At 72.2% G+C, this 21,059-nt stretch carries 24 protein-coding genes; 13 read left to right on the top strand and 11 right to left on the bottom strand.

The genetic code is table 11. From position 1 onward, the window contains the following. The first annotated feature begins 19 nt into the window (after nucleotides 1–19). The gene (locus GA0074692_RS16940; RefSeq protein WP_091645785.1) at nucleotides 20–943 is read left to right on the top strand and encodes a hypothetical protein; all 924 of its coding nucleotides are present in this window, start codon (nucleotides 20–22) and stop codon (nucleotides 941–943) included. A 49-nt stretch (nucleotides 944–992) separates the two neighbouring features. On the opposite strand, the gene GA0074692_RS16935 is transcribed toward GA0074692_RS16940, so the two are convergent. After that, nucleotides 993–1,565, bottom strand: coding sequence for a DUF3000 domain-containing protein (locus tag GA0074692_RS16935; protein ID WP_091645782.1), 573 nt, complete (start codon nucleotides 1,563–1,565; stop codon nucleotides 993–995). 190 nt (nucleotides 1,566–1,755) lie between these two features. On the opposite strand from GA0074692_RS16935, the gene hemE reads away from it, so the two are divergent. From hemE to hemQ, 3 genes are read left to right on the top strand one after another with little or no spacing between them, the layout of a single operon-like run. Then, a complete protein-coding gene (gene hemE, locus GA0074692_RS16930) occupies nucleotides 1,756–2,862 on the top strand; it encodes a uroporphyrinogen decarboxylase (RefSeq protein WP_091645779.1) in 1,107 nt (368 codons plus the stop codon). Nucleotides 2,863–2,873: 11 nt separating this feature from the next. After that, nucleotides 2,874–4,283 carry a protoporphyrinogen oxidase gene (hemG, locus tag GA0074692_RS16925; RefSeq protein ID WP_091645777.1) on the top strand — a complete coding sequence of 470 codons (1,410 nt, stop codon included), beginning with the start codon at nucleotides 2,874–2,876 and terminating at the stop codon, nucleotides 4,281–4,283. Continuing rightward, complete coding sequence (gene hemQ, locus GA0074692_RS16920) at nucleotides 4,280–4,981, top strand: hydrogen peroxide-dependent heme synthase (protein ID WP_091645775.1); 702 nt, start codon at nucleotides 4,280–4,282, stop codon at nucleotides 4,979–4,981. Before hemG ends, hemQ begins: the two co-directional genes overlap by 4 nt. Before the next feature lie 120 nt (nucleotides 4,982–5,101). Here the strand turns inward: hemQ and GA0074692_RS16915 are convergent, their stop codons facing one another. Then, complete coding sequence (locus tag GA0074692_RS16915) at nucleotides 5,102–5,554, bottom strand: GNAT family N-acetyltransferase (protein ID WP_091645772.1); 453 nt, start codon at nucleotides 5,552–5,554, stop codon at nucleotides 5,102–5,104. A gap of 153 nt (nucleotides 5,555–5,707) precedes the next feature. Here GA0074692_RS16915 and GA0074692_RS16910 point away from each other — a divergent pair, with 153 nt between their 5' ends. After that, nucleotides 5,708–6,568 carry a lamin tail domain-containing protein gene (locus GA0074692_RS16910; RefSeq protein ID WP_091645769.1) on the top strand — a complete coding sequence of 287 codons (861 nt, stop codon included), beginning with the start codon at nucleotides 5,708–5,710 and terminating at the stop codon, nucleotides 6,566–6,568. Nucleotides 6,569–6,692: 124 nt separating this feature from the next. Here GA0074692_RS16910 and GA0074692_RS16905 read toward each other — a convergent pair whose 3' ends face one another. Both GA0074692_RS16905 and msrB read right to left on the bottom strand, forming a co-directional pair. Continuing rightward, the gene (locus tag GA0074692_RS16905) at nucleotides 6,693–6,953 is read right to left on the bottom strand and encodes a Prokaryotic metallothionein (protein ID WP_091645766.1); all 261 of its coding nucleotides are present in this window, start codon (nucleotides 6,951–6,953) and stop codon (nucleotides 6,693–6,695) included. A 141-nt stretch (nucleotides 6,954–7,094) separates the two neighbouring features. Continuing rightward, the gene (gene msrB / locus GA0074692_RS16900) at nucleotides 7,095–7,505 is read right to left on the bottom strand and encodes a peptide-methionine (R)-S-oxide reductase MsrB (protein WP_091645763.1); all 411 of its coding nucleotides are present in this window, start codon (nucleotides 7,503–7,505) and stop codon (nucleotides 7,095–7,097) included. A gap of 47 nt (nucleotides 7,506–7,552) precedes the next feature. Between msrB and ligD the strand changes: the two genes are divergently transcribed. The 3 genes from ligD to GA0074692_RS16885 all read left to right on the top strand — a co-directional run bounded on the left by ligD (nucleotide 7,553) and on the right by GA0074692_RS16885 (nucleotide 10,021). Further along, a complete protein-coding gene (gene ligD, locus GA0074692_RS16895) occupies nucleotides 7,553–8,578 on the top strand; it encodes a non-homologous end-joining DNA ligase (protein WP_091645760.1) in 1,026 nt (341 codons plus the stop codon). 140 nt (nucleotides 8,579–8,718) lie between these two features. Further along, nucleotides 8,719–9,126, top strand: a complete 408-nt coding sequence (locus GA0074692_RS16890) for a hypothetical protein (RefSeq protein ID WP_141725316.1) — start codon at nucleotides 8,719–8,721, stop codon at nucleotides 9,124–9,126. A gap of 91 nt (nucleotides 9,127–9,217) precedes the next feature. Further along, a complete protein-coding gene (locus GA0074692_RS16885; protein ID WP_091645756.1) occupies nucleotides 9,218–10,021 on the top strand; it encodes a class I SAM-dependent methyltransferase in 804 nt (267 codons plus the stop codon). A gap of 65 nt (nucleotides 10,022–10,086) precedes the next feature. Here the strand turns inward: GA0074692_RS16885 and GA0074692_RS16880 are convergent, their stop codons facing one another. The 3 genes from GA0074692_RS16880 to GA0074692_RS16870 all read right to left on the bottom strand — a co-directional run bounded on the left by GA0074692_RS16880 (nucleotide 10,087) and on the right by GA0074692_RS16870 (nucleotide 12,489). After that, nucleotides 10,087–10,848: a GNAT family N-acetyltransferase gene (locus GA0074692_RS16880; protein ID WP_091645754.1), complete on the bottom strand. Its 762-nt coding sequence runs from the start codon at nucleotides 10,846–10,848 to the stop codon at nucleotides 10,087–10,089. A 111-nt stretch (nucleotides 10,849–10,959) separates the two neighbouring features. Further along, nucleotides 10,960–11,922, bottom strand: coding sequence for a hypothetical protein (locus tag GA0074692_RS16875; protein WP_091645752.1), 963 nt, complete (start codon nucleotides 11,920–11,922; stop codon nucleotides 10,960–10,962). Between the two features lie 114 nt (nucleotides 11,923–12,036). Next, on the bottom strand, nucleotides 12,037–12,489 hold the full coding sequence (locus GA0074692_RS16870; RefSeq protein WP_091645750.1) for a GNAT family N-acetyltransferase: 453 nt from the start codon (nucleotides 12,487–12,489) through the stop codon (nucleotides 12,037–12,039). A 74-nt stretch (nucleotides 12,490–12,563) separates the two neighbouring features. Between GA0074692_RS16870 and GA0074692_RS16865 the strand changes: the two genes are divergently transcribed. After that, entirely contained in the window at nucleotides 12,564–13,076 is a 513-nt protein-coding gene (locus tag GA0074692_RS16865; protein WP_091645748.1) for a potassium channel family protein, read from the top strand. Here GA0074692_RS16865 and GA0074692_RS16860 read toward each other — a convergent pair. Both GA0074692_RS16860 and GA0074692_RS16855 read right to left on the bottom strand, forming a co-directional pair. Beyond that, nucleotides 13,003–14,601 (bottom strand): alpha/beta hydrolase, encoded by a 1,599-nt coding sequence (locus GA0074692_RS16860; protein WP_091645746.1) that lies wholly within the window; start codon nucleotides 14,599–14,601, stop codon nucleotides 13,003–13,005. The genes GA0074692_RS16865 and GA0074692_RS16860 overlap by 74 nt on opposite strands. 34 nt (nucleotides 14,602–14,635) lie before the next feature. Then, nucleotides 14,636–15,736: an ATP-dependent DNA ligase gene (locus tag GA0074692_RS16855; protein ID WP_091645743.1), complete on the bottom strand. Its 1,101-nt coding sequence runs from the start codon at nucleotides 15,734–15,736 to the stop codon at nucleotides 14,636–14,638. A gap of 136 nt (nucleotides 15,737–15,872) precedes the next feature. Here GA0074692_RS16855 and GA0074692_RS16850 point away from each other — a divergent pair, with 136 nt between their 5' ends. Further along, entirely contained in the window at nucleotides 15,873–16,085 is a 213-nt protein-coding gene (locus GA0074692_RS16850; RefSeq protein WP_091645741.1) for a hypothetical protein, read from the top strand. 135 nt (nucleotides 16,086–16,220) lie between these two features. Beyond that, on the top strand, nucleotides 16,221–16,745 hold the full coding sequence (locus GA0074692_RS16845; protein ID WP_245730339.1) for a DUF1990 domain-containing protein: 525 nt from the start codon (nucleotides 16,221–16,223) through the stop codon (nucleotides 16,743–16,745). A gap of 63 nt (nucleotides 16,746–16,808) precedes the next feature. Here the strand turns inward: GA0074692_RS16845 and GA0074692_RS16840 are convergent, their stop codons facing one another. Next, nucleotides 16,809–17,711 (bottom strand): DNA-3-methyladenine glycosylase family protein, encoded by a 903-nt coding sequence (locus tag GA0074692_RS16840; protein WP_425413337.1) that lies wholly within the window; start codon nucleotides 17,709–17,711, stop codon nucleotides 16,809–16,811. Nucleotides 17,712–18,056: 345 nt separating this feature from the next. Between GA0074692_RS16840 and GA0074692_RS16835 the strand changes: the two genes are divergently transcribed. After that, nucleotides 18,057–18,332, top strand: a complete 276-nt coding sequence (locus GA0074692_RS16835; protein WP_141725315.1) for a hypothetical protein — start codon at nucleotides 18,057–18,059, stop codon at nucleotides 18,330–18,332. A 5-nt stretch (nucleotides 18,333–18,337) separates the two neighbouring features. Here the strand turns inward: GA0074692_RS16835 and GA0074692_RS16830 are convergent, their stop codons facing one another. Further along, complete coding sequence (locus GA0074692_RS16830; protein WP_141725314.1) at nucleotides 18,338–19,129, bottom strand: hypothetical protein; 792 nt, start codon at nucleotides 19,127–19,129, stop codon at nucleotides 18,338–18,340. Nucleotides 19,130–19,988: 859 nt separating this feature from the next. Between GA0074692_RS16830 and GA0074692_RS34025 the strand changes: the two genes are divergently transcribed. Further along, the gene (locus GA0074692_RS34025; protein ID WP_141725313.1) at nucleotides 19,989–20,819 is read left to right on the top strand and encodes a hypothetical protein; all 831 of its coding nucleotides are present in this window, start codon (nucleotides 19,989–19,991) and stop codon (nucleotides 20,817–20,819) included. The last annotated feature ends 240 nt before the right edge of the window (nucleotides 20,820–21,059 follow it).

The following is a 21,059-nucleotide window of genomic DNA, read 5'->3' as shown; positions in this document are numbered from 1 at the left end:
CCCTCCCGGAGGAAGTGCCATGACCCAGCCACCCCCCGGCGGTTACCCCCCGCCGGAGTACCCCCCGCAGCCGCCGGCCAGCCCCGGCGGCGGGCTGTACGGTTCCCAGCGCGAACCGCAGGGGCACGAGCCGACCCAGCAGTTCGGGATCGACCCGACCCTCATGGGCCCGCCGCCGGCCAACTACCCGCAGTCCACGCCCCCCACGGCCAGCTACCCGCAGTCCACGCCCCCCGCGACCGGCTATCCGCAGTCCGCGCCGCCGGCGGCTGGTTACCCGCAGTCCGCACCTCCTGCGACTGGCTACCCGCAGTCCGCGCCGCCGGCGGCTGGTTACCCGCAGTCCGGCTACCCCGGCGGTTACCCGCAATCCGCGCCGCAGTCCGCCCCGCCGGCCGAGACGCCGGCACCGGTCGGCTACGGCCCGACCTCCGGTGCGCCGGTGCCGGGTCAGTACAACCCGACCTCCGGGCAGCCCTTCGGCCCGCCGATGTCCGGCCCGCCCGGATACCCGGCGCCGGCCACCTCGGGCGGCGGCGGGGGGCGCGGCCGGGCGGTGCTCGTGTTGGCGATCGTGGCCGGTCTGCTCTTCGTCCTCGGCGGCGTGATGACCGGCCTCTACCTCAACACCAGTGGTGACCTCGAGCGCACCGAGCGGAACCTGGCTGCCCGGACGACCGACCGGGACGACCGGGTCAAGGACATCGAGAAGCTCAAGGTCGAACTCCAGACCGCCAAGGACAAGCTCAGCGACACCCAGCAGGACCTCACCGGCACCAAGAACGACCGCGACGAGCAGGCCCGGCAGAAGAAGGTCATCGCGAACTGCCTGGAGAAGCTCACCACCGCCCTGGGCGCCGCCGCAGCCGGCAACAAGGCCGCCTACGACCAGGCCGTCAAGGGCCTCGACGCGGTCTGCGACGAAGCCGAGAAGTACCTCTGACGTAGAAGTGCCGCCAGCCCCGGCCGTCCGTCGGTCCGGGGCTGGTTCGTCAGCCGGTGGCGGCGGACCGGCGGTCGGGCAGCGCGGTCACCCCCGGCGGGGGCAGGCCGGCGGTGAAGGCGAGCAGCACGCACCAGGCGTGCATGTGCGGGGCCAGGTCGTCGTCGAGCGGACTCCACGAGGCCCTGATCTCGACGTCCCCGGTGACCGGCGGCCCGGCCAGGTCGCCGAAGCGGGTGGACATGGTCTGGGTGACCGTGCCGCCGAGGGCCCGGTAGCCGGCGTGCTGCGCCTCCAGCGCGTCGGTGAGCCAGGTCCAACCCACGCCGGGCAGCAGCGGGTCGGCGGCGAGGTCGGCCTCCAGGTCCGCGGTGACGTAACTGACCAGCCGCAGCGTGCCCTGCCACGCCTCGTGCCCGGCCGGGTCGTACAGCAGGATCAGCCGCCCGGTGGCCACCTCGTCGTCGTCACGCAGCACGGTGGCGGAGAGGGCGAAGGCGTACGGGGCGAGCCGCTTCGGGGCGCCCATCTCCTCCATCACGATCTCGGGCCGGGTCGCCACCGACCGTAGCCCGGCGACCGCGCGGGCGAAGGTCTCCGGAAGCGCGATCGGAGGGGACATGCGGGCAGCCTAAGCCGCCACGACGCCCGGCCGGCGGACGGCACGCCGGCACCCCGCCCGGTCGTCGCCGCCCGAGCCGCCGCCGACGACCAGCCGTGCGCGCACTGTGACGGGCCGGTGACCAGCGGAGCGCGTGTTCTACGCAACCCGGGCAACGGGTGCCAACGGCTGGCGTGGCACGATTGCGGCGATGACCACCACCACCGCGGGCGACGCCGCCCGAGACGGAGAGACCCACCCGGTCCCGGCCGGAGCAGCCCGTACCGCCGACTCGCCCTTCGTCCGGGCCTGTCGCCGTCGGCCGGTCCCGCACACACCGGTCTGGTTCATGCGCCAGGCCGGACGCTCCCTGCCCGAGTACCGCGAGATCCGGGCCAACGTGGCGATGCTGGAGTCCTGCCGCCGCCCCGAGCTGGTCGCCGAGATCACCCTCCAGCCGGTACGCCGGCACAAGGTCGACGCGGCGATCCTGTTCAGCGACATCGTGGTGCCGGTCGCGGCGGCCGGTGTGGATCTGGACATCGTGCCCGGCACCGGCCCGGTGGTCGGCGAACCGGTGCGCACCCGCGCCGATGTCGAGCGGATCCGGCCGATCACCGTCGACGACGTCCGGTACGTCGACGAGGCGGTCCGGCTGCTCGTCGCCGAGCTGGGCGAGACCCCGTTGATCGGGTTCGCCGGCGCGCCGTTCACCCTGGCCAGCTACCTGGTCGAGGGGGGCCCGTCGCGGACGCACGCGAAGACCAAGGCGCTGATGTACGGCGACCCCGAGCTGTGGCACGCGCTCTGCGCCCGGCTCGCCGAGGTGACCCTGGCGTTCCTGCGGGTCCAGGTTGCCGCCGGGGTATCCGCGGTGCAGCTCTTCGACTCCTGGGCCGGCACGCTCTCCGAGGCCGACTACCGCCGCTACGTGCAGCCGCACTCGGCGAAGGTGCTGGCCGGGCTCGCCGACGCCGGGGTGCCCCGGATCCACTTCGGGGTGGGCACCGCCGAACTGCTGCCCGCGATGGGGGAGGCCGGCGCCGACGTGGTCGGCGTGGACTGGCGTACCCCGCTGGACGTCGCCACGAAGCGGATCGGCCCGGACCGGGCGGTCCAGGGCAACCTCGACCCGTGCGTGCTCTTCGCCCCGTGGCCGGTCGTCGAGGCCGAGGTGCGGCGCATCCTCGACGAGGGTCAGGTCGCCCCCGGCCATGTCTTCAACCTCGGCCACGGCGTCCTGCCGGAGACCGACCCCGACGTGCTGACCCGGGTGGTCGCGCTGGTGCACGAGGTGTCCGCGCGGCCTGCCCACTGACGGCGGCGACGATGCGGCGACCGGGGCGGATCGCGGTGGTCGGCGGTGGGATCGCCGGGCTGGCCGCCGCCGTCCGGTTGCGGGACCGCGCCCCTGCCGGCACAGAGGTCACCGTGTACGAGCAGTCCGGCGCGCTCGGCGGCAAGCTGCGCACCGGCAGCCTGGCCGGCTCGACCGTGGAGCTGGGCGCGGAGTCGTTCCTGATGCGTGACCCGGCCGGTGGCGAGTCCGCCGCAGTGGCTCTGCTCCGCCGGCTCGGTCTGGACACCGAACTCGTGCACCCGACCGTCGGGCAGGCCGCGCTCGCCGTCGACGGCGGGCTGCGCCCGATCCCGGGTGGCACGCTGGTGGGCGTACCGGGGGATCTGGAACGGGTGGCGGCGGTGGCCGAGCCCACCGCGGCGGCCGACCTCGACGGCGGGAAACCGCTGCTCGGCCCGGACGAGGACGTGGCGGTCGGCGCGCTGGTCCGGGCCCGCCTCGGCGACCAGGTGGTGGACCGCCTGGTCGACCCGATGCTCGGTGGCGTCTACGCCGGGCGGGCCGACGACCTGTCACTGGTCACCACCATGCCGGCGCTGGCCCGCGCGGCCCGGGTGGCGCACACCCTCACCGGAGCGGTCCGGGCGGCGCAGGCCGCTGCCCCCCGCGCGCCCGGCGCACCGGTCTTCGGCGCGCTGGCCGGCGGGATGAGCCGGCTGGTCGAGGCGGCGGCGACGGCCAGCGGGGCGACCCTGCGCCTCGGCGCGACGGTTCGTGAGCTCACCCCGCTGGGCGGGCGGTGGCGACTCACCGTGGGCCCCACCCGGGACCCGGAGTTCGTCGAGGTCGACGCGGTGGTGCTGGCCGTGCCGGCCCGTCCGGCGGCCCGGCTGCTCACCGCTCCGGCCCCGGACGTGGCCGCCCGGATCGGTGGGCTGGACTACGCCAGCGTCGCCCTGGTCACCCTGGCCCTGCCCGAGCCGGAGCTGCCCGCTCTCTCCGGCTTCCTGGTGCCCGGCACCGAGGGGCTGCTGATCAAGGCGGCCACCTTCTTCACCACCAAGTGGGGGCACCTGCGCCGGCCGGACGGGGTCGCGCTGGTACGCGCCTCGGTCGGCCGGTACGGCGAGGAGCGGCAGTTGCAGCTCTCCGACGACGAGCTGGTCGCCACCGTGCACCGGGAGCTGTCCGGGGTGCTCGGCGTGACGCTGCCGTCGCTGCTGGACAGCCGCGTGCAACGGTGGGGCGGGGCGTTGCCGCAGTACACCCCGGGTCACCTGGACCGGGTGGCGGCGGCCCGGACGGCCCTGCGGGCGGCCCACCCGACGCTGGCCCTGGCCGGGGCCGGGTACGACGGGGTCGGCATCCCGGTCTGCGTGCGGTCCGGCGAGACGGCGGCCGAAGAGATCATCTGTGCACTGGAGGGACCGGCGACATGACCGAGCAGACCAACGCGGCCCGGCTGCGGGAGCTGAACGAGAGCATCCGCTACACGATGTGGTCGGTGTTCCGGGCGGCCAGCCCGCTGCCTGACCTGCGGGACGACGTCGTGGCCGAGGCCGAGGCGCTGGTCGAGGAACTGGCCGGCAAGGACGTCGTCATCCGGGGCACCTACGACGTCTCCGGGCTGCGGGCCGACGCCGACCTGATGATCTGGTGGCACTCCTCCTCCAGCGACGACCTCCAGGACGCGTACGGGCGGTTCCGGCGTACCGCCCTGGGCCGGACGATGGCCCCGGTCTGGTCGCAGATGGCGCTGCACCGACCGGCGGAGTTCAACAAGAGCCACATTCCGGCGTTCCTCGCCGGGGAGGAGGCGCGGGCCTACGTCTGCGTCTACCCGTTCGTCCGCTCCTACGAGTGGTACCTGCTTCCCGACGCCGAGCGGCGGGAGATGCTCGCCGAGCACGGCCGGCAGGCCCGCGGCTACCCCGACGTGCGGGCCAACACGGTCGCCTCGTTCGCCCTCGGCGACTACGAGTGGATGCTCGCCTTCGAGGCCGACGAGCTGCACCGGATCGTGGACCTGATGCGCGACCTGCGTGCTTCCCGGGCCCGCCGGCACGTCCGCGAGGAGGTCCCCTTCTACACCGGCCGCCGCCGTTCCCTCGCCGACATCGTCGCCGCCCTGCCCTGACCTGCTCTGGCCTGGCCTGGCCTGCTCTGACCGCCCTGCCCTGACCTGCCCGCCCCACCGTCGTCGAACCCGGCCGGCCGCGCCGACCCTCGCGGGCCGGCCCGGTCGGCCGCGTGACGCTCAGGGTGTGGGTTCGCGGCGCATCGGGGTGTGCGGGATGCCGTCCTCCACGTACTCCGGGCCGCTGGCGGTGAAGCCGTACCGGGCGTAGAAGTCGACCAGGTGCGACTGCGCCTCCAGGACGCACGGGTGGTGCCCGACCATGGCCAGCGCCTCGGTCATCAGCCGGGCGGCGTGCCCGCCGCCCCGCGCCGTCGGAGCCACCACGACCCGGCCGATCCGCGCCACGTCGCCCGGGTCGGCCAGGATCCGCAGGTACGCCACCGGCGTGTCGCCGTCGGACAGCCAGAGGTGCCGGGTGTCCGGTTCGACGTCCCGCCCGTCGAGTTCCGGGTACGGGCACGCCTGTTCCACCACGAACACCTCGATACGCAGTTTCAGCAGGTCGTGGAAGGTGCGGGTGTCCAGGTCGGCGAAGGAGGCGACCCGGAGGTCGATGGTGCGCGGCAACATTCCGCCAGGCTAGTGCCCGGGTCCTCCGGACGTCGAAGGCGTGGCTCGGCCGCAAGGCATCTGTCGTGAGGTGGACGCCTTCTCCTGCCGTTAACAAATCAAAATCACCATTGTGTGCAGGAAAGCCCCATTTTCTGCGTCGATGGAGGTTGTATGAGCACCGCCCTCACGACCGGCAGTTGGTCGTCCCTGAGCGTGACCCCGCCGAATCTCAACGGACTGGGTTCCGAGCACGTCCGGTGGGGCACCCCGGCCGGCTCCGGCCAGAGCGGATACGTCTTCCGCGGCGGCTCCGTCGAGGTGCAGACCGACGGCACCGAGTTCACCCTCGGCACGTACACGCACGAGAACTTCCCCATCGTGGGCATGCCGGCGCAGCAGTTCGACGTGGACCTCGTCGTGCGGGTGGCCTTCGAGGACGGCACCGAGGCGAACTTCAGCTTCCGCTTCCACCACAACGAGACCCCGAACAACGGTCCGACCCCGGACGACGTGGTCGACCTGCCGACGTTCGTCTCCCCGGAAACCGTGACGATCGACGGGGTCGAGTACGGCGTGGTGATCAGTGGATTCAAGCGGGGCGGCCAGGTCGTACGGACCTTCATCAGCCCGGAGAACGGCGCGAACAGCGCCGACATCGTCGCGATCTTCGCCCGGGCCGGTCGACCGGACGTGGTCATCGCCACCGTGCGCAACCGGGGCGACGTGAAGTACACCCAGGCGGACGAGTACGTCGAGATCGTCAACCGGGGCACCGTGGCCGGGAACATCAGCGGCTGGACGCTCGGCGCCGACGACGCCGGGCAGGACTTCACCTTCCCGCCCGGCACGGTGCTGCAACCGGGACAGCGGATCAGGATCTACACCAACCAGTACCACCCCGAGTGGGGTGGCTTCTCCTACGGCAGTGGTCGCCCGATCTGGAACGACAAGGGGGACCGGGCGGAACTGCGGGGACCCGGCGGCGAGGTGGTCTCCGAGTACGGGTACGGCTCGAAGGCGCCGACCCCGTAGCCCCGATGGTGGCGGCCCAGCCCTGCCGGCCGGCAGGTCAGCCCTGACGGTGGCACGTCGTCCGGGGTGGTGGCGACACCACCCCGGACGCTGGCCCGGCCCGTCCTCGCGTGGCCACTGTCCGTCAGGCCGGGCGGGCACCGACCGCGTCGGCGATCGCGGTGGCCCGCTCGCCCTCGACGGTACGGGCGCAGTGCGCCGAGCAGAAGAACCGCCCGGACACCTCGGTGCCGTGGCCAATGATCTTGACCTGGCAGTGCTCGCAGACCGGCGCCAGCTTGTGCGCCGCACACTCGAACGAGTCGAAGGTGTGCGTGTCACCGCTGACCGTCCGGACCTCGAACGCCATCCAGTAGTCGTTGCCGCAGACCTCACAGCTCGCCATGACGGAACCCCCTATCGGCAGTCATGCCCCGAGGGTGCGACACGGTGGGCCGCTGTGTCGGCGGAATGGCCGAGAAAACGTCCGGTCGGGTGGTGGGTTGCGAGCTGTCGCGTCGCCTGGACCAGCAGTCGTGCGGGCGGCTCAGCCCTGACGCGGCTCCAGCCGGATGGAGACCGAGTTGACGCAGTGCCGGGTGTCCTTCGGGGTGAACCGCTCACCGTGGAAGACGTGCCCCAGGTGGCTGTCGCAGCGCGCGCAGCGGATCTCGACACGCCGCATGCCGAGGCTGTTGTCCTCGATCTCCTTGACCGCGCCGGGCAGCGCGTCGTCGAAGCTCGGCCAGCCGCAGTGCGAGTCGAACTTGGTGTCGCTGGAGAAGAGGTCCGCACCGCAGGCCCGGCAGTGGTAGATGCCCGGGGTCTTGGTGTCGACGTACTCGCCGGTGAAGGGACGCTCGGTGCCGGCCTGACGCAGCACCCGGAACTCTTCCGGGCTGAGCCGGACGCGCCACTCGGCCTCGGTGCGGGGCAGTTCGCTCTCGGAAAGACTCACTCGCCAAGGATAAGTCTCTTGTCACTGGTGTGACATATGGTCGCGGCATGGGTGGCACGAAGGCAGCGGCCGTCGAGATCGAGGTGGCCGGGCACACGGTACGACTGACCAGCCCGGACCGGGTGATCTACCCCGAGCGGGGCTTCACCAAGTCCGACGTCTTCCACTACTACCTCGCCGTGGGCGACGGGATCATGCGGGCGCTGCGGCACCGCCCCACCACGCTGCAACGCTTCCCCGACGGGGTCGAGGGGGAGATGTTCTTCCAGAAGCGGGTACCGGCCCGGGGCGTACCGCCGTGGGTGGAGACAGCGCGGATCGCGTTCCCCAGCGGACGCAGTGCCGACGAGCTCTGCCCGGCGGACCTGGCCCACGTGGCGTGGGCCGCGCAGATGGGCACGATCGTCTTCCACCCCTGGCCGGTACGCTCCGCCGACGTCGACCGGCCCGACGAACTCCGTGTCGACCTGGACCCACAGCCCGGCACCGACTTCGCCGACGCGGTCGAGGCGGCCGGCGAACTGCGCGGCCTGCTCGACGAGTTGGGCGCGACCGGCTGGCCGAAGACCTCCGGCGGTCGGGGCGTGCACGTCTACCTGCGCATCGAGCCGCGCTGGACGTTTACCGAGGTACGCCGGGCCACCATCGCCCTGGCCCGGGAGCTGGAACGCCGACGCCCCGACCTGATCACCACCGCCTGGTGGAAGGAGCAGCGGGGAGAACACGTCTTCGTCGACTACAACCAGATGGCCCGGGACCGGACGATCGCCTGCGCGTACTCGCTGCGGGCCAACGCCCGGGCCACCGTCTCCACCCCGGTCACCTGGGACGAGCTGCCCGCCGTCGAGCCGGACGACTTCCACCTGGGCAGCGTCCCGGCCCGGCTGGCCGAGCGGGGGGACCCGCACGCCGGCATCGACGACGCGCCGTGGGACATCACGCCGCTGCTGGAGTGGGCCGACCGGGACGCCGCCGGCGGCTCGGGCGACCTGCCGTACCCGCCGGACCACCCGAAGATGCCCGGCGAACCCAAGCGGGTGCAACCGTCCCGGGAAAGGGCCACCGACGGTTGACACCGGGTGTGGCGACGGTGCCGGCAGCGGTGGGTCGCACGTGACCGAAGTGTGAACGTCGAGTGTCCGGCCGGATAACGGACCGGTCACTCCACCGCCTCGGCCGTGACGCCCGGATCGCCCACGACGCTCCCCGACTGATGGCACTCGACGCCACCACCGAGGAGAACGCCATGATCCCGGCCTCCGGCCGCTACATCGCCACCTACACCGACACCGACGGTGTCAGCCCTCCCGACCGGCAGGTGGAAGCATTCGACGACGAGGGCCGTGCCCTGGTGCTCGCCGACACCGGTCGCCTCGAACCCGCCGCCAGCCTCCCCGGCTTCGCCGCCATCCACCGCCGGCCCGCCATCGTCGCGGTCCTCCCGCCCGGCGGGTGGACCGTCCAGGACGACGACGACCCGGAAGGCACCCGCCCGATCGCCGGGTGGCTGGTCGACGAGAACGGCGAGACGCTGCCGCTGCTCGTCGACGAGGAGAACGGGTACGCCCACCCACCCGACGGCCCGGTACGGCTGCGCCAGCCCGTCGAGGAGGGCGCCTGAGCGCTCCGGTCGCCCACATACCGGGATAGGTGTCTCGCATGTAGGGATATGGCGGTTAGCTTCGGGAGACCCCGGAACGAGGAGGTCCCCGATGGCCGCCGCCCGCAACACCTACACCCACGGACACCACGAGACCGTACTGCGGTCCCACCGCTGGCGTACCGTGGCGAACTCCGCCGCCTACCTGCTGCCCCACCTCCGGCCCGGTCAGGCCGTGCTCGACGTCGGCTGTGGACCCGGCACCATCACCGTGGACCTGGCCGGGCGGGTGGGCCGGGTGACCGCGCTGGAGGTCACCGAGGAGGCGCTCCAGCTCGCGCGGGCCGAGGCGCGGTCCCGTGGACGGGACAACATCGACTTCGTGGTGGCCGACGTGCACGCGTTGGACCTGCCCGACGCGGCGTACGACGTGGTCCACGCCCACCAGGTGCTCCAGCACGTGGCCGACCCGGTCCAGGCCCTGCGGGAGATGCGCCGGGTCTGCCGGCCCGGCGGAATCGTCGCCGCCCGGGACAGCGACTACGCGGCGTTCACCTGGTTTCCCCGGGTGCCCGAACTGGACGAGTGGCTCGCCCTGTACCAGCGGGCCGCCCGCGCCAACGGCGGCGAGCCCGACGCGGGTCGGCGGCTGCTCTCCTGGGCCCGCGCCGCCGGGTTCACCGACATCACTCCGACGGCCGCCACCTGGTGCTTCGCCACTCCCGAGGACCGACAGTGGTGGGGCGGCATGTGGGCCGAGCGGATCCGGCACTCTGCCCTGGCCGACCAGGTGCTGGCGTCCGGCGTCGCCACCGCCGACGACCTGGCCCGCCTGTCGGCCGGGTGGCGGCAGTGGGCGGACGCCGAGGACGGCTGGTTCGCCGTCCTGCACGGCGAGATCCTCTGCCGCGCCTGACCCGGCCGCTGCGACGAGTCAACCCGCGCCGGCGACCACCCGGTGTCCCCCTCCGAAGTCCCCGGTCACGGTAGCCGTACCGAGATCACCCGGGTGTGCAGCCGGAACCCGGCGGCGTCGTAGAGGCGACGGGCCGGGTTGCCGTCGGTCACCGCGAGGCCGAGCGTCGGCAGCCCGGCCGTGGCGGTGCCGCGCAGCGCGTACCCGAGCAGAGCCCGGCCGAGGCCACGGCCCTGCGCCCGGGGTGCCACCGCGAGGTTGAGCACCCAGCCGCAGCGGTCCGCGGTCCACGGCACCGGTCCCGCGCAGAGGACGTGCCCGGCGCTGCGCCCCGCCGGGTCGACCACCCGTGCGGTCGCGCCGGCCAGCGGCGGCACCGGCTCGCCCCGGTCGACCATCGCCCGGACCTCCGCGGTGGCCGCCGGTGTCCACGCCCCGTCCGGATGGTCGGGCCCGTACGCGGCAGCGAGCCCCTCCGCGAGGTCGTCGTCCCAGCCGGGCGGCGCGAAGGTCCACCCCGGCGGCAGCATGACCTCCTCCGGTACGCCGGTCAGGTCGTGCCGCAGCTCGACGGCGCTGCGCCTGTGGTGCCCGAGCGCGGCCAGCGCCTCGCCCAGCCCGTCGTCGGGGGTGTCCAGTCGCGTCCCGGCAAGGTCACGGGTCGCCTGGGCGGCGACCCGGTCGAGCGGGACCCCGGGCAACGGCCGGAATCCGTCGGCGACGGTCGTTCCCCCGTCGTCGAGGGGCCGGAACCGGGCCAGCGGCGTGCCGTCGTCGGCGTGCAGCAGACAGTGGCCGGGGTCGGTCGGATCGGGGCGAACGGGCATCCGGGCACGGTAGTCCGCGCGGGGTGCCCGCGACCACCGGATTCGCCCGCCCCGGCCACCGGCCACCGGTCGTCAGAGTCACCGGTCGTCAGAGTCACCGGTCGTTCGGGGTCAGCGGTCGTCGGGGAGCGCTCCGGAGATCGCGATCAGCACACAGCCGAGCAGCGCCAGAGCGGTGCCCGCGCCCGGGCGGGCCGCGTACATGCCGGCCGCCTGTCGGTAGGGGTCGTTCGCCACGAAGTACCAGATTGCCCCGATCGAGCTGCCACAGCCGAGCGTGGTGGCGATCGACCAGCCCCGGCTCGCCTCCCGCCACGGCCGGCGGGCCGCGCCAGTCCGCAGCAGCGACGGCACCGCCAGCAGCGCACCGAACAGGGCGAAGGGCAGCGCCACGAAGACCAGGTCCAGGCTGTTGTCCACCTCGACCCGGTCCGGGTACTCCCGAGTCCAGGACGGCAACAGGACCGCGACCGCGACGGTCGCCCAGCCGGCGGCCAGCAGCAACACGCCCACCCGCCGCCAGCGGTACCCGGGCGGTGCGGGAGCGCCCCGGCGGGACCCGGGCAGCGCCGGGCCGGTCCGGTCGGACCCGGGCGGTGCCGGACCGGCCCGGCGTGTGGGCGCCGACCAGATGCCCACCAGGCAGGTCAGCAACGCCCCGGCGGCCGGGAGCAACGCCGGCCCGGGCTGGGTGAACACCGGTGCCCGGTCGGTGTCGATCGGCGGATCGACGGTCCGTACCAGCGCCACCGCGATCACCCCGAGCAGCACCACGAGGACGACTGTCAGGGCGGTGCCGACCAGCCGGAGCAGCCGTTGCGGTCGGCCCGCCGCGACCGCCACCGCCCGGGTCACCACCAACAGCGTGGTCGCGCCGACCAGCCAGGGGCCGGCCAACGAATCGACCGCCGCGATCTTCAGCTCCAGCGTGGCGGCGACGACCGGGTCGCCGGTGACCGTACGCCAGCGGGCGAACGCGGCGGTGACCAGCAGCGCGGCGGCGATTCCCAGCCAGGCCAGTGGGGGCAGCCGCGCCGTCCACGCCGCCGGTGCCAGCCGAGCCCGCCCTGCCATGGCGGTGAATGTAGTGCAGCGTGGCGTGGCCGGCCACGCCACGGCCGACCGGGCTGACCGACCAGGCCGCCTCCGCTGCGAGGTGACGGATCTCCGGGCGGAACCGGGAGTGGGTCAGAGAGCCAGCTTCATGCCTTCGTGGCTGGCGACGAACCCGAGGCCGAGGTAGAACCGGTGGGCGTCCGCCCGCCGCTTGTCCGTGGTGAGCTGCACCAGCGCGCAACCCCGCTGCCGGGCCTGGTCGATCGCCCAGCGCATCAGCGCCCGACCGGTCCCGGCGCCCCGGCGGTCGGCGCGCACCCGGACGGACTCGATGAGGGACCGTTCGGCCCCGTGTCGGCCCAGCCCCGGGATATAGGTGATCTGGAGGCAGCCCACCACCTCGCCGTCCTGCTCGGCGACCACGAGCTGGTTGCGCGGGTCGGCGGTGATGTCCGCGAAGGCCCGCTCGTACGCCTCGTCCACGACCGCCGCCTCCCGCCCTCGGCCGAGGACGTCGTCGGCGAGGAGGGCGACAAGCACGGGCAGATCGGCCCGGACCGCTGTCCGGAACACCAGGTCAGACATGCCGCCGAGGATGGCACAGCCGAATGATCGGTAACTGTGGCGGGGGCGGTCGGGCCGGGGCAGCATGATTCGGCATGGACCTTTTGCTGTGGCCGTTCCGGTGGATCTACCGGGGGTTGGTCTGGTTCGCCAACTCACCCCGCACCCTTATGATCTCGTACCTGTTGATGATCGTCGTGGCCGGAGTGATCTACAGCCAGGTCGAGGACAAGAGCGCCGCCGACTCGGTCTGGTGGGCGGTGGTCACCGCCTCCACCGTCGGTTACGGGGACATCTCCCCGACCACCTGGCAGGGACGTACCCTCGCGGCGCTGCTCATCTCGACCATGGTGCTGCTGGTCATCCCCCTGATCACCGCTCACTTCGCCAGCCAGCTCATCGTGGACGACGACGCCTTCGAGCACGAGGAGCAGGAGGAACTGAAGGCCGACCTGCGTCAGGTGCGGGCACTGCTGGAGGAGATCGCCGCCCGGCAGGGCATCGTCCTGTCGGAACTACCGGAGGTGTCGAACGTCAGCGCGCCGGGCAGCGTAGCCCTTCCCGGGGGACGGTCAGGTCGATCAGGTAGGCGTCGACGGCGTCGGTGACGCAGGTGGTCTGCGGGTAGGCGGTGTGCCCCTCGCCCTCCCAGGTGAGCACCCGTCCCACGCCGAGCATGCCGGCCAGCGCCGGGGTCTGCTCGTACGGGGTGGCCGGGTCACCGGTGGTGCCGACCACCAGGATCGGTGGCGCGCCGTCGGCCTTGCCGGTCGGGTACGGGTCGGGTCGGGCGGGCCAGTGCGTGCAGGTCAGCAGCCCCACCGCCAGTGCCGGCCCGAACAGCGGGTACGCCGTGCGCCACTGCGTCTGGAGCTGGCGGATCCGTTCCCGGGTCGGCCGCTCCTCGTCGTCGGCGCAGTTGACGGTGAGGTTGGCGTCGAACAGGTTGCTGTAGGTGCCGTCCGGGTTCCGGCCGGCGTACGCGTCGGCGAGGCGGAACACACCGGCCGGATCACCGTCGGCCAGTTGGTCGATCGCCCGGGCCAGCTCCTGCCACCCCTGCTCGGTGTAGAGCGACGAGATGATCGCGTAGAAGACCCAGCCGGAGGTGGCCTCCCGGTCGTCCGCTCCCCGGACCGGGGAGACCCGGGCCTTGTCCAGGGCCGAGGTCACCGCCGCCCGGGCGTCCGGGGCGAGCGGACAGCGGTCGGCGTTGCCGGAACACCAGCGGACGAAGTTCCCGAAGGCTCGCTCGAAGCCCTTCGCCTGACTCTCCGACGCCTCCACCGCGTCCTGGCGTGGGTCGATCGCCCCGTCGAGGACCAGCGCCCGGACCCGCTCCGGGAACCGCTGGGCGTACACCGCGCCGAGCAGGGTGCCGTACGAGTAGCCCAGGTAGGTCAGTTTCTCGTCGCCGACGGCGGCGCGCACCAGGTCCATGTCCAGGGCGGCCTGCTCGGTGCCGTACAGCGACAACTGGTCGCCGTACCTCGTCCCGCAGGACCGGCCGATCCGCTGGTTGAGGGCGACCAGCCCGTCGAACGCGGCGGTGGACGCCGGGTCGGGGTCGTAGCCGAAGCTGGCGTCCAGGTCGGTGTCGGAGATGCACTCGACCGGACTGGACCGGGCCACCCCGCGCGGGTCGAAGCCGACGATGTCGAACCGTTCGGTCACCGTCGCCGGCAGGCCGCCGAACTGTTCCCCGAGGGAGAGGTAGACCGCGATGTCGACGCCCGAGCCACCCGGCCCGCCCGGGTTGACCACCAGCGAGCCGATCCGGTCGCGCTGCTTCGTGGAGCGGGCCCGCAGCAGGGCGATCTCGAAGGTCTCGCCACCGCCCGGCGGGACCGTCGCGCGGTCGCCGGTGGTGACCCACCGACGCGGTACGGCGATCCGTGTGCACTCGTACCGCATGTCCCGCGCGGCGCGCCCGGCCACCTGCTCGGCGGTCTCCGGGCAGGACCGCCACCGTGGGGTCGCGCCCAGCGGGGCCACCGGCGTCTCGCCCTCCACCTCGGCCCGGGGGGCGAAGGTCGGCAGGGTGCAGCCGGTGACGACCAGGGCCGCCACGACGAACACGGCCAGCGCGAGCCGAACCCGGCGGGTCGGGGACGGGTCGGGAGTACGGCTCACAGCCTGCCCTCCATGCTCGTGTCGGCCGGCCCGGTCAGGTCGGCTCGGTCGTCGGCACCGGGTCGCCGCGCAGCACCTGGTCGACGTCGAAACGGACCGGGCGCTCCAACTGGTCGTACCCGCATGATCGGGGGTCGCGGTCCGGCCGCCAACGGACGAACTGTGCGGTGTGCCGGAACCGGTCGCCCTCCATCGCGTCGTACCCGACCTCGAGGACCAGCTCCGGGCGCAGCGGCTCCCACTCCAGGTTCTTGCCGCCGGTCCAGCGGCTCACCCCACCCGGGATGCGCTGGCCGCGCTCGTGGTCACCGTGCGCCCACGGGTGCTCGTCGCCGACGTCCCGGTACGGGCCCAGCTCCTCCAGCAGCTCCGCCCGGCGGGCCATGGTGAACGAGGCGCAGACGCCGACGTGGTGCAGCGTGCCCGACTGGTCGTAGAGGCCGAGCAGCAGCGAGCCGACCACCGGGCCGGACTTGTGCCAGCGGAAGCCGGCCACCACCACGTCGGCGGTGCGGGCGTGCTTGACCTTGAACATCAGCCGCTTGCCCGGCTCGTACGGCAGGTCGGCCGGCTTGGCGATCAACCCGTCCAGCCCGGCGCCCTCGAAGATGTCGAACCAGCGACGCGCAGTGTCCACGTCGGTGGTGACCGGGGTGACGTGCACCGGCGGGCGTACCCCGGCCAGCGCGGCCTCCAACCGGGCCCGGCGCTGCGGGTAAGGGCGGTCGAGCAGCACCTCGTCGTCGATGGCCAGCAGGTCGAAGGCGACGAAGTCGGCGGGGGTGCTCTCGGCGAGCAGCCGCACCCGGGAGGCGGCCGGATGGATCCGCTGGGCGAGCAGCTCGAAGTCGAGCCGGGGCTGCCCGTCGGGGCCGTCCCGCCGGATCACGACCAGCTCGCCGTCGACCGCGCAGCGCTCCGGCAACTGCCGGCGGGCCTGCTCGACGACCTCGGGGAAGTACCGGGTCATCATCTTGCCGCCCCGGCTGGCCAGTTCGACCTCGTCGCCGTCCCGGAAGACGATGCACCGGAACCCGTCCCACTTCGGCTCGTACGTCATCTGCTCGCCGGTGGGGATCCGGGCGACGCTCTTGGCCAGCATCGGCTCGACCGGCGGGTTCAGCGGCAGCTCCACGGCGACCAGTCAACCAGACGGGACCGACAGTGGTGAGGCACATCACGGGCGCGTCCGGTGCCGGGTGTCCCGCGTCGGGCCGGTCCGTCACCGGTGGCCGGTCCAGGAAAGCGCAGGCCAGAGCTACCGTCGCCGGGTGCGCGAGTTCGTCTGCGGCTGCTGCGGGCGCTGGCGGGTCAGCGTGGAGCTGATCCGGGGCCGGTACCGGTACCGGCTGGTGCGCCGGTACCGGTCGGAGTTCGGTGGCGGCAAGGACGTCCTCGGCGAGGTCGGTTCGGTGCCCGAGCTGGCCGACCTGCTGGCCCGGCGTACCCCGCTGACCCTGGACGACCTGCGCGAGGCCGCCTGACCCGCCCGGCCCCGCATGAGCCGCCGACCCCGCCGCGCCCGCCTGAGCCTGCCGCGTCCGTCCGGTCCGCCGCGCCCGCCGGGCCGCGCGGATCGGGTCGGGTCGCCCACGGGCGGTCGTACGCTTGCCCGGTCCGTGCCGATCCCGGAGGTGCCCGTGCCGCTGACCTATCCGCACGTCGGAGCCACCCGCACCGGGGACCTGCCGGCGGGCTGGCGGCACGTGCGGCACCGGGTCCGGCTCCCCGACGGATGTTTCGCCCACGCGGGCACGGCCGTGCTCACCTGGCGGCTGCACCGCGCCGCCGGCATCCGGATCACCGCCGACGCGCCCCGGGCCGCGCCGGGCGTCGCCGTCACCTCCGGGCTGGGCATCGGCCCGTTCCGGCTCGACGCCCCGTGCGAGGTGGTCTGGGCCGCCGACGACGACCGGCGGGCCGGCTTCGGGTACGGCACCCTCCCCGGCCACCCGGCGCGCGGCGAGGAGGCGTTCGTGGTAGAACGCGACGACGCCGGCCGGGTCTGGTTCGAGATCCGCGCGTTCAGCCGCCCGGACCGCTGGATCATGCGGGCCGCCGGCCCCGCCGGGCGGGCCTTCCAGCACGGGTACGCCCGCTGGCTGGCGTACACCCTGCGGAGACTCTGCGTCCGGGCCGGCTGACCGGAGCCCGGCGACTGTCGCCGGAGCCGGCCGTGGTCCGGCCGAAATAGCCAGCTGGACGGGTCAGAAGCGGGCGAAGGAACGCAGCGGCATCCGAGGGCCGTACCGGGGTGCGTGCACGCCCCCGGCGGCCAGCAGCAGACAGACCCGTCCCCGGTGCCCCCGGAACGGCTCCAGCAGGGCCAGCATCCGGGCGTCGTCCCCGCGCGCCTCGCCGGCCAGCGCCCAGCTCACCGTGTTCGGGACGTGGTAGTCCCCGACGCTGACCGCGTCCGGGTCGCCGTACGCGATGCGTAGCACCTCGGCGACGCTCCACGGGCCGATGCCGGGGATCGCGGTCAGCCGCCGGGTCGCCTCGGCGGCGTCGGCGCACGCCTCCAGGCGGTCAGCGAGGGCGGCGACCCGGCGCAACGTCTCGGCCCGCCGCTGCTCCACCCCGAACGGGTGGAACACCCAGTACGGCGCGGCGGCCACCGTCGCCGGATCCGGCGGCAGCAGCAGCGCAAACGGCCCCGGCGCGGGCTCGGCGAAGTGTCGGACCATCGCCGCGTAGGCCCGGTACGCCTCCTTGCCGGTGACCTTCTGCTCGAGGACCGTCCGCAGCAACTGCCGGAAGACCTGGCCGGTGGCCGGCATCCGCAGCCCCCGGTGCCCGGCGGCCAGCCGGGACACCACCGGGTGCCGGCCGGCCAGCTCGGCGAAGCCGGTCAGGTCGTCGCGCAGTCCGGCGATCGCGTCGGCACGCTCCAGCACCCAGTCCGCGCCCGGCCCGTACGCCTCGGCGAGCAGGTCGCCGTCGTGCCGGCGCAGGCACAGCGTGGCCGGCCCATCCGGGGTGCGGGTCGCCCACCAGAACGCACCGGCGGCGATCCGGGCGCACGGGTCGTACGGGCTGAAAGTCAGCGCCCGTACCGTCTCGGCGAACCGGTGCTCCGGCGGCGGACGCAGGATCCGGGTGGGGGTCACCGGCACACTCTGCCACGGCCGCCGCCGACCGCCGGTGGCACCGGTCCGCCGCGCCCCCGTTCGCATCGAGGGGGCAGGGGTTCACATCCCCTCAGCTCCACCCAGTTCAAGGCCGTTTCCGCTAGTCGGAGACGGCCTTTTTCGATCTTGTACAGCAGTGAAGTACAGCAGCGGCTCCCTCAGGTGTGCTGGCCGAGGCGCTTGAGGGCGGCTTGGGCGGCCCCTGAGGTGGCCTTGCTGAGCGGGTCTTGAACTCTTGGTGGAGTTCCCCGGCTCGACCGGAGTGCCGAGTCGGGTGGTGAAGACCAGGCCAGTGTCCTGCCAGGCCCGCCCGGCATGCTCCCGGTGCCGCTGCTGATCTTTGCGGTGGGAGCGGAAGGCGGTCGCGCAGATGACCGGCAGGAGCAGGATTGCGTCCGACGACTCGGTTTTCGTCCTCCGGCGCAGGAGCTGCCGGCGGATGCGTTGGAGCTGGTAGGCCACCGCCAGTTCCCCGGCGGCCAGGTCGACGTCCTCGAAGCGCAGGCCCAGCACTTCACCTCGGCGCAGCCCGAGGACCAGGATCAGCATGTATGCGGCGTAGCGCGAGTCACCCTCGCGCGGGCTGACTCCAGGAACTGACTCAGCTACCGCAGACGCGTGGTCAGGTCGAACACCTCGGACAGTTGCTCGCCGGTCAATCGGCGGGCATCCCACGCCAACCGGGCAAGTTCGACGTGGTTGCGGTGTAGACGTGGATTGATGGCCGCACCAACTCCGGCAACGGCGGCCAAGTCGTCGTCGGGAATACCCAGGACGGTGGCGAAGGCGGTCACGTACTGCGGCGTGAGCTTCGTCCGGCCAGGTCCGAGCATCCCCATGGTGGAGTACGACACCATCGGGCCGTCGCCGATGAAGTACAACACCTTCGGGCTGTAGGGCCCGATGTTGCGGTTCCGCAGTAGCCGCAACATCATCTCGCCAGGCCCCAGCGGGTAGCTGTGACGCGGCCGAACAGGCGGCCAAGCTGGTGGATGCTCGGGTAGCGACCGGACGAATTCATGCAGCCGGCGCAGCGACTGAGGGGCCAACCTGGCCGCCTTTTCCAGCGCCGTCCCGACGTGCCAAGGCTTGGTACCGCTGGCAGGCACCAGATCTTGCGGCAGATCGAGCCCGGCTACCACGAACAGATCCGCCGTGTGCATCCCGAGCGTCGGTGCCAGTCGCCGAATCAACGACGGACTGGCGGTGCCGCCGGCCAGCACAGCGTCGAGTTGCGGCCGCAGGGAACCCGCTGTCGCGGCCACCTCCGACCACCGATACGTCAACAACCGCCCCAACGCGGTTCCGCTCCCGGGCCCCACCATCGCGGTCAGCGTAGCCACCATCAGGCACACACAATCCATCGAGGGAGAACCCTGATCCGCCGCGATCAGCACGCTGAGGCTGGCGGACCAGTTGGCGGACGCGTGTCGCACATCAGCCGACGGAGGACAGCCGGGCTGCCAGCCGCTGTGTGAGGACTTTCTGCACAGCTGTCAAGGCGGCCCTGAACGGGCCGCACACGCTGCCCCCAAGCGTGCGCCCGTCGCTCTGCTGGCGCTCCACTCCGGTCACGCAACACGCCCGGCGGCTGGCGCGGAGGGCGGGTAGCCCGGTGGGCCGCCGGATGACGACAGGCCGTTGTCCGGTGGGTGGTGGGCTGGCAGCCGGCCGGGCCGCGGGGCCGGCACCCACGCGGCGTAGGGGAGCGCACGCCGGCCGCCTCGGCGAGCTGGCGGCGATCGCGGGTCGCGGTCACTGCGCCTCCGGCGGGGACGCTCCGGCTCCAGGATGGCCGGGCACCGTCGGCGGCTCGCGGCCCGTGGGCGGTTGCGGTAGCCCATCCCGCCCGCCATCGACCCGGGCAAGCCGAGCAGACCGCCGTCCGACCCGCCAGCGCCCGGTGCGAGCCGTCAAGGTCCGCTTGACGTGGCGGGCCGGGCGGCGGCTCCCCAGGAGGGCGGGTCGATGACAGACGGGATCGCTCTCACCGAGGAGGTGGAAGTACGCTATCGCCGATGCCGCTCCTTAATGGACCGGCCATGTTGTTGGGGTGACTGCTGGCGGTGCAGCCAACCGGCGCTAGTTCGACCCATTTACGCCGCGTTTAGCGCCGAACGGTCTCCGATGAGGTTAGCAGCCACGCAATGAGGGACTTGGGGGATACGATTGAGTCGCAGGGGCACCAGGAATCGCTTTTCTCTTCATCTAATGGAAAGCTCCGGCGACTGCTTCCGCCGAGCTATCCACGCGTACGTGCAGCGGGATTACATTGACTTCTACATGCGCTCGGGTATTGCCCTGGAGCATCTATTGAAGTCTCGCCTTGCCGCCATTTCCCCAACCTTGATCGCTGACCCGAGGAATTTTTCGTCAATGCTCCTTCTCGCGCAACTTTCAGACGATCAACTCCCCGTTCCGATGATTAAGACCATCGGGGTCGTTGACAGTTTGCAGAGATGTCAGTCACTTGTTGCTTCGCTTGGCGCCTTCGCTGACCGCCTGAAGATTCTAATCGGTTATAGGAACGGGGCGGCGCACGCTGCGATCGTCAATGAAGCAGAAGCTTCGAAAGATCTGGCGGCTTTCGTCGGCGCAATAGACCTACTGGTCAGGGATCTGCAGCAACCCCGGGAATCGTTCTATGGTGATTTTATTCAGTTTGTGAATGTTCGGCTCGATCAGTCCCGCGATGAAGCCGAAGTTGAGGCGAAGGCTGCGATAGCTGCTGCGGCGGCTGAGTTCAGGAGGCGCTATCCGGGCACTGCTCCAGGATGGGCCTTGGGGGAGGCGTTGCATGGATGGCAACTCGAACAGAAGTGCGAAATCCAGAGATTTAACTGCCCGGCTTGTCCCTCGGATGCAATGCTTTATGGAGATTCGGATCTTGAATGGGAGGCGGAGACCGACGAAGAAGGTAACGTTTGCGGTGTCTCGCCGATAGTCCACTTCCTTCCGTCGCAACTTGAATGTAGGGCGTGCGGATTGCGGCTCCGAGGGCGGCAACTGCCTGCGATCGGTGTGCCAGATAGCCTCATCTTGAGGGATGTGGATCCAAGCGACTTCGTTGAGCTGGACGACGAGTGAAATCGGAGATGAGGGCTCGTCGTTTGGAGGTTCCGGTAGCTACGACAAAGACGCCTTCAATGCTTGGCGCGACCAATCCATAGGCTGACCGCAGATCAGGCTGCGGCGCGGTCCTAGCGTCGTGGCCGCTACAGCTTCGCTCATCGTCTTGGCGAAGCGTCGATCGGGCGGCGGCCCGCTCCCCAGGAGGGCGGGTCGACGGCGAACGGGATGGCGTGGGCAGGGTAGAGGCTTGCGAAT

Source organism: Micromonospora pallida (genome assembly GCF_900090325.1).
Taxonomy (GTDB): domain Bacteria; phylum Actinomycetota; class Actinomycetes; order Mycobacteriales; family Micromonosporaceae; genus Micromonospora; species Micromonospora pallida.
The sequence above is the reverse complement of the archived record's forward strand: the minus strand, read 5'-3'. Positions and strand labels throughout refer to the sequence as shown.

What these genes read in the sequence shown, in the direction of transcription:
- GA0074692_RS16940 (WP_091645785.1), top strand. Translation starts at nt 20, where the DNA reads ATGACCCAGCCACCCCCCGGCGGTTACCCCCCGCCGGAGTACCCCCCG.
- GA0074692_RS16935 (WP_091645782.1), bottom strand. Translation starts at nt 1,565, where the DNA reads ATGTCCCCTCCGATCGCGCTTCCGGAGACCTTCGCCCGCGCGGTCGCC.
- hemE (WP_091645779.1), top strand. Translation starts at nt 1,756, where the DNA reads ATGACCACCACCACCGCGGGCGACGCCGCCCGAGACGGAGAGACCCAC.
- hemG (WP_091645777.1), top strand. Translation starts at nt 2,874, where the DNA reads ATGCGGCGACCGGGGCGGATCGCGGTGGTCGGCGGTGGGATCGCCGGG.
- hemQ (WP_091645775.1), top strand. Translation starts at nt 4,280, where the DNA reads ATGACCGAGCAGACCAACGCGGCCCGGCTGCGGGAGCTGAACGAGAGC.
- GA0074692_RS16915 (WP_091645772.1), bottom strand. Translation starts at nt 5,554, where the DNA reads ATGTTGCCGCGCACCATCGACCTCCGGGTCGCCTCCTTCGCCGACCTG.
- GA0074692_RS16910 (WP_091645769.1), top strand. Translation starts at nt 5,708, where the DNA reads ATGAGCACCGCCCTCACGACCGGCAGTTGGTCGTCCCTGAGCGTGACC.
- GA0074692_RS16905 (WP_091645766.1), bottom strand. Translation starts at nt 6,953, where the DNA reads ATGGCGAGCTGTGAGGTCTGCGGCAACGACTACTGGATGGCGTTCGAG.
- ligD (WP_091645760.1), top strand. Translation starts at nt 7,553, where the DNA reads ATGGGTGGCACGAAGGCAGCGGCCGTCGAGATCGAGGTGGCCGGGCAC.
- GA0074692_RS16890 (WP_141725316.1), top strand. Translation starts at nt 8,719, where the DNA reads ATGGCACTCGACGCCACCACCGAGGAGAACGCCATGATCCCGGCCTCC.
- GA0074692_RS16885 (WP_091645756.1), top strand. Translation starts at nt 9,218, where the DNA reads ATGGCCGCCGCCCGCAACACCTACACCCACGGACACCACGAGACCGTA.
- GA0074692_RS16880 (WP_091645754.1), bottom strand. Translation starts at nt 10,848, where the DNA reads ATGCCCGTTCGCCCCGATCCGACCGACCCCGGCCACTGTCTGCTGCAC.
- GA0074692_RS16875 (WP_091645752.1), bottom strand. Translation starts at nt 11,922, where the DNA reads ATGGCAGGGCGGGCTCGGCTGGCACCGGCGGCGTGGACGGCGCGGCTG.
- GA0074692_RS16870 (WP_091645750.1), bottom strand. Translation starts at nt 12,489, where the DNA reads ATGTCTGACCTGGTGTTCCGGACAGCGGTCCGGGCCGATCTGCCCGTG.
- GA0074692_RS16865 (WP_091645748.1), top strand. Translation starts at nt 12,564, where the DNA reads ATGGACCTTTTGCTGTGGCCGTTCCGGTGGATCTACCGGGGGTTGGTC.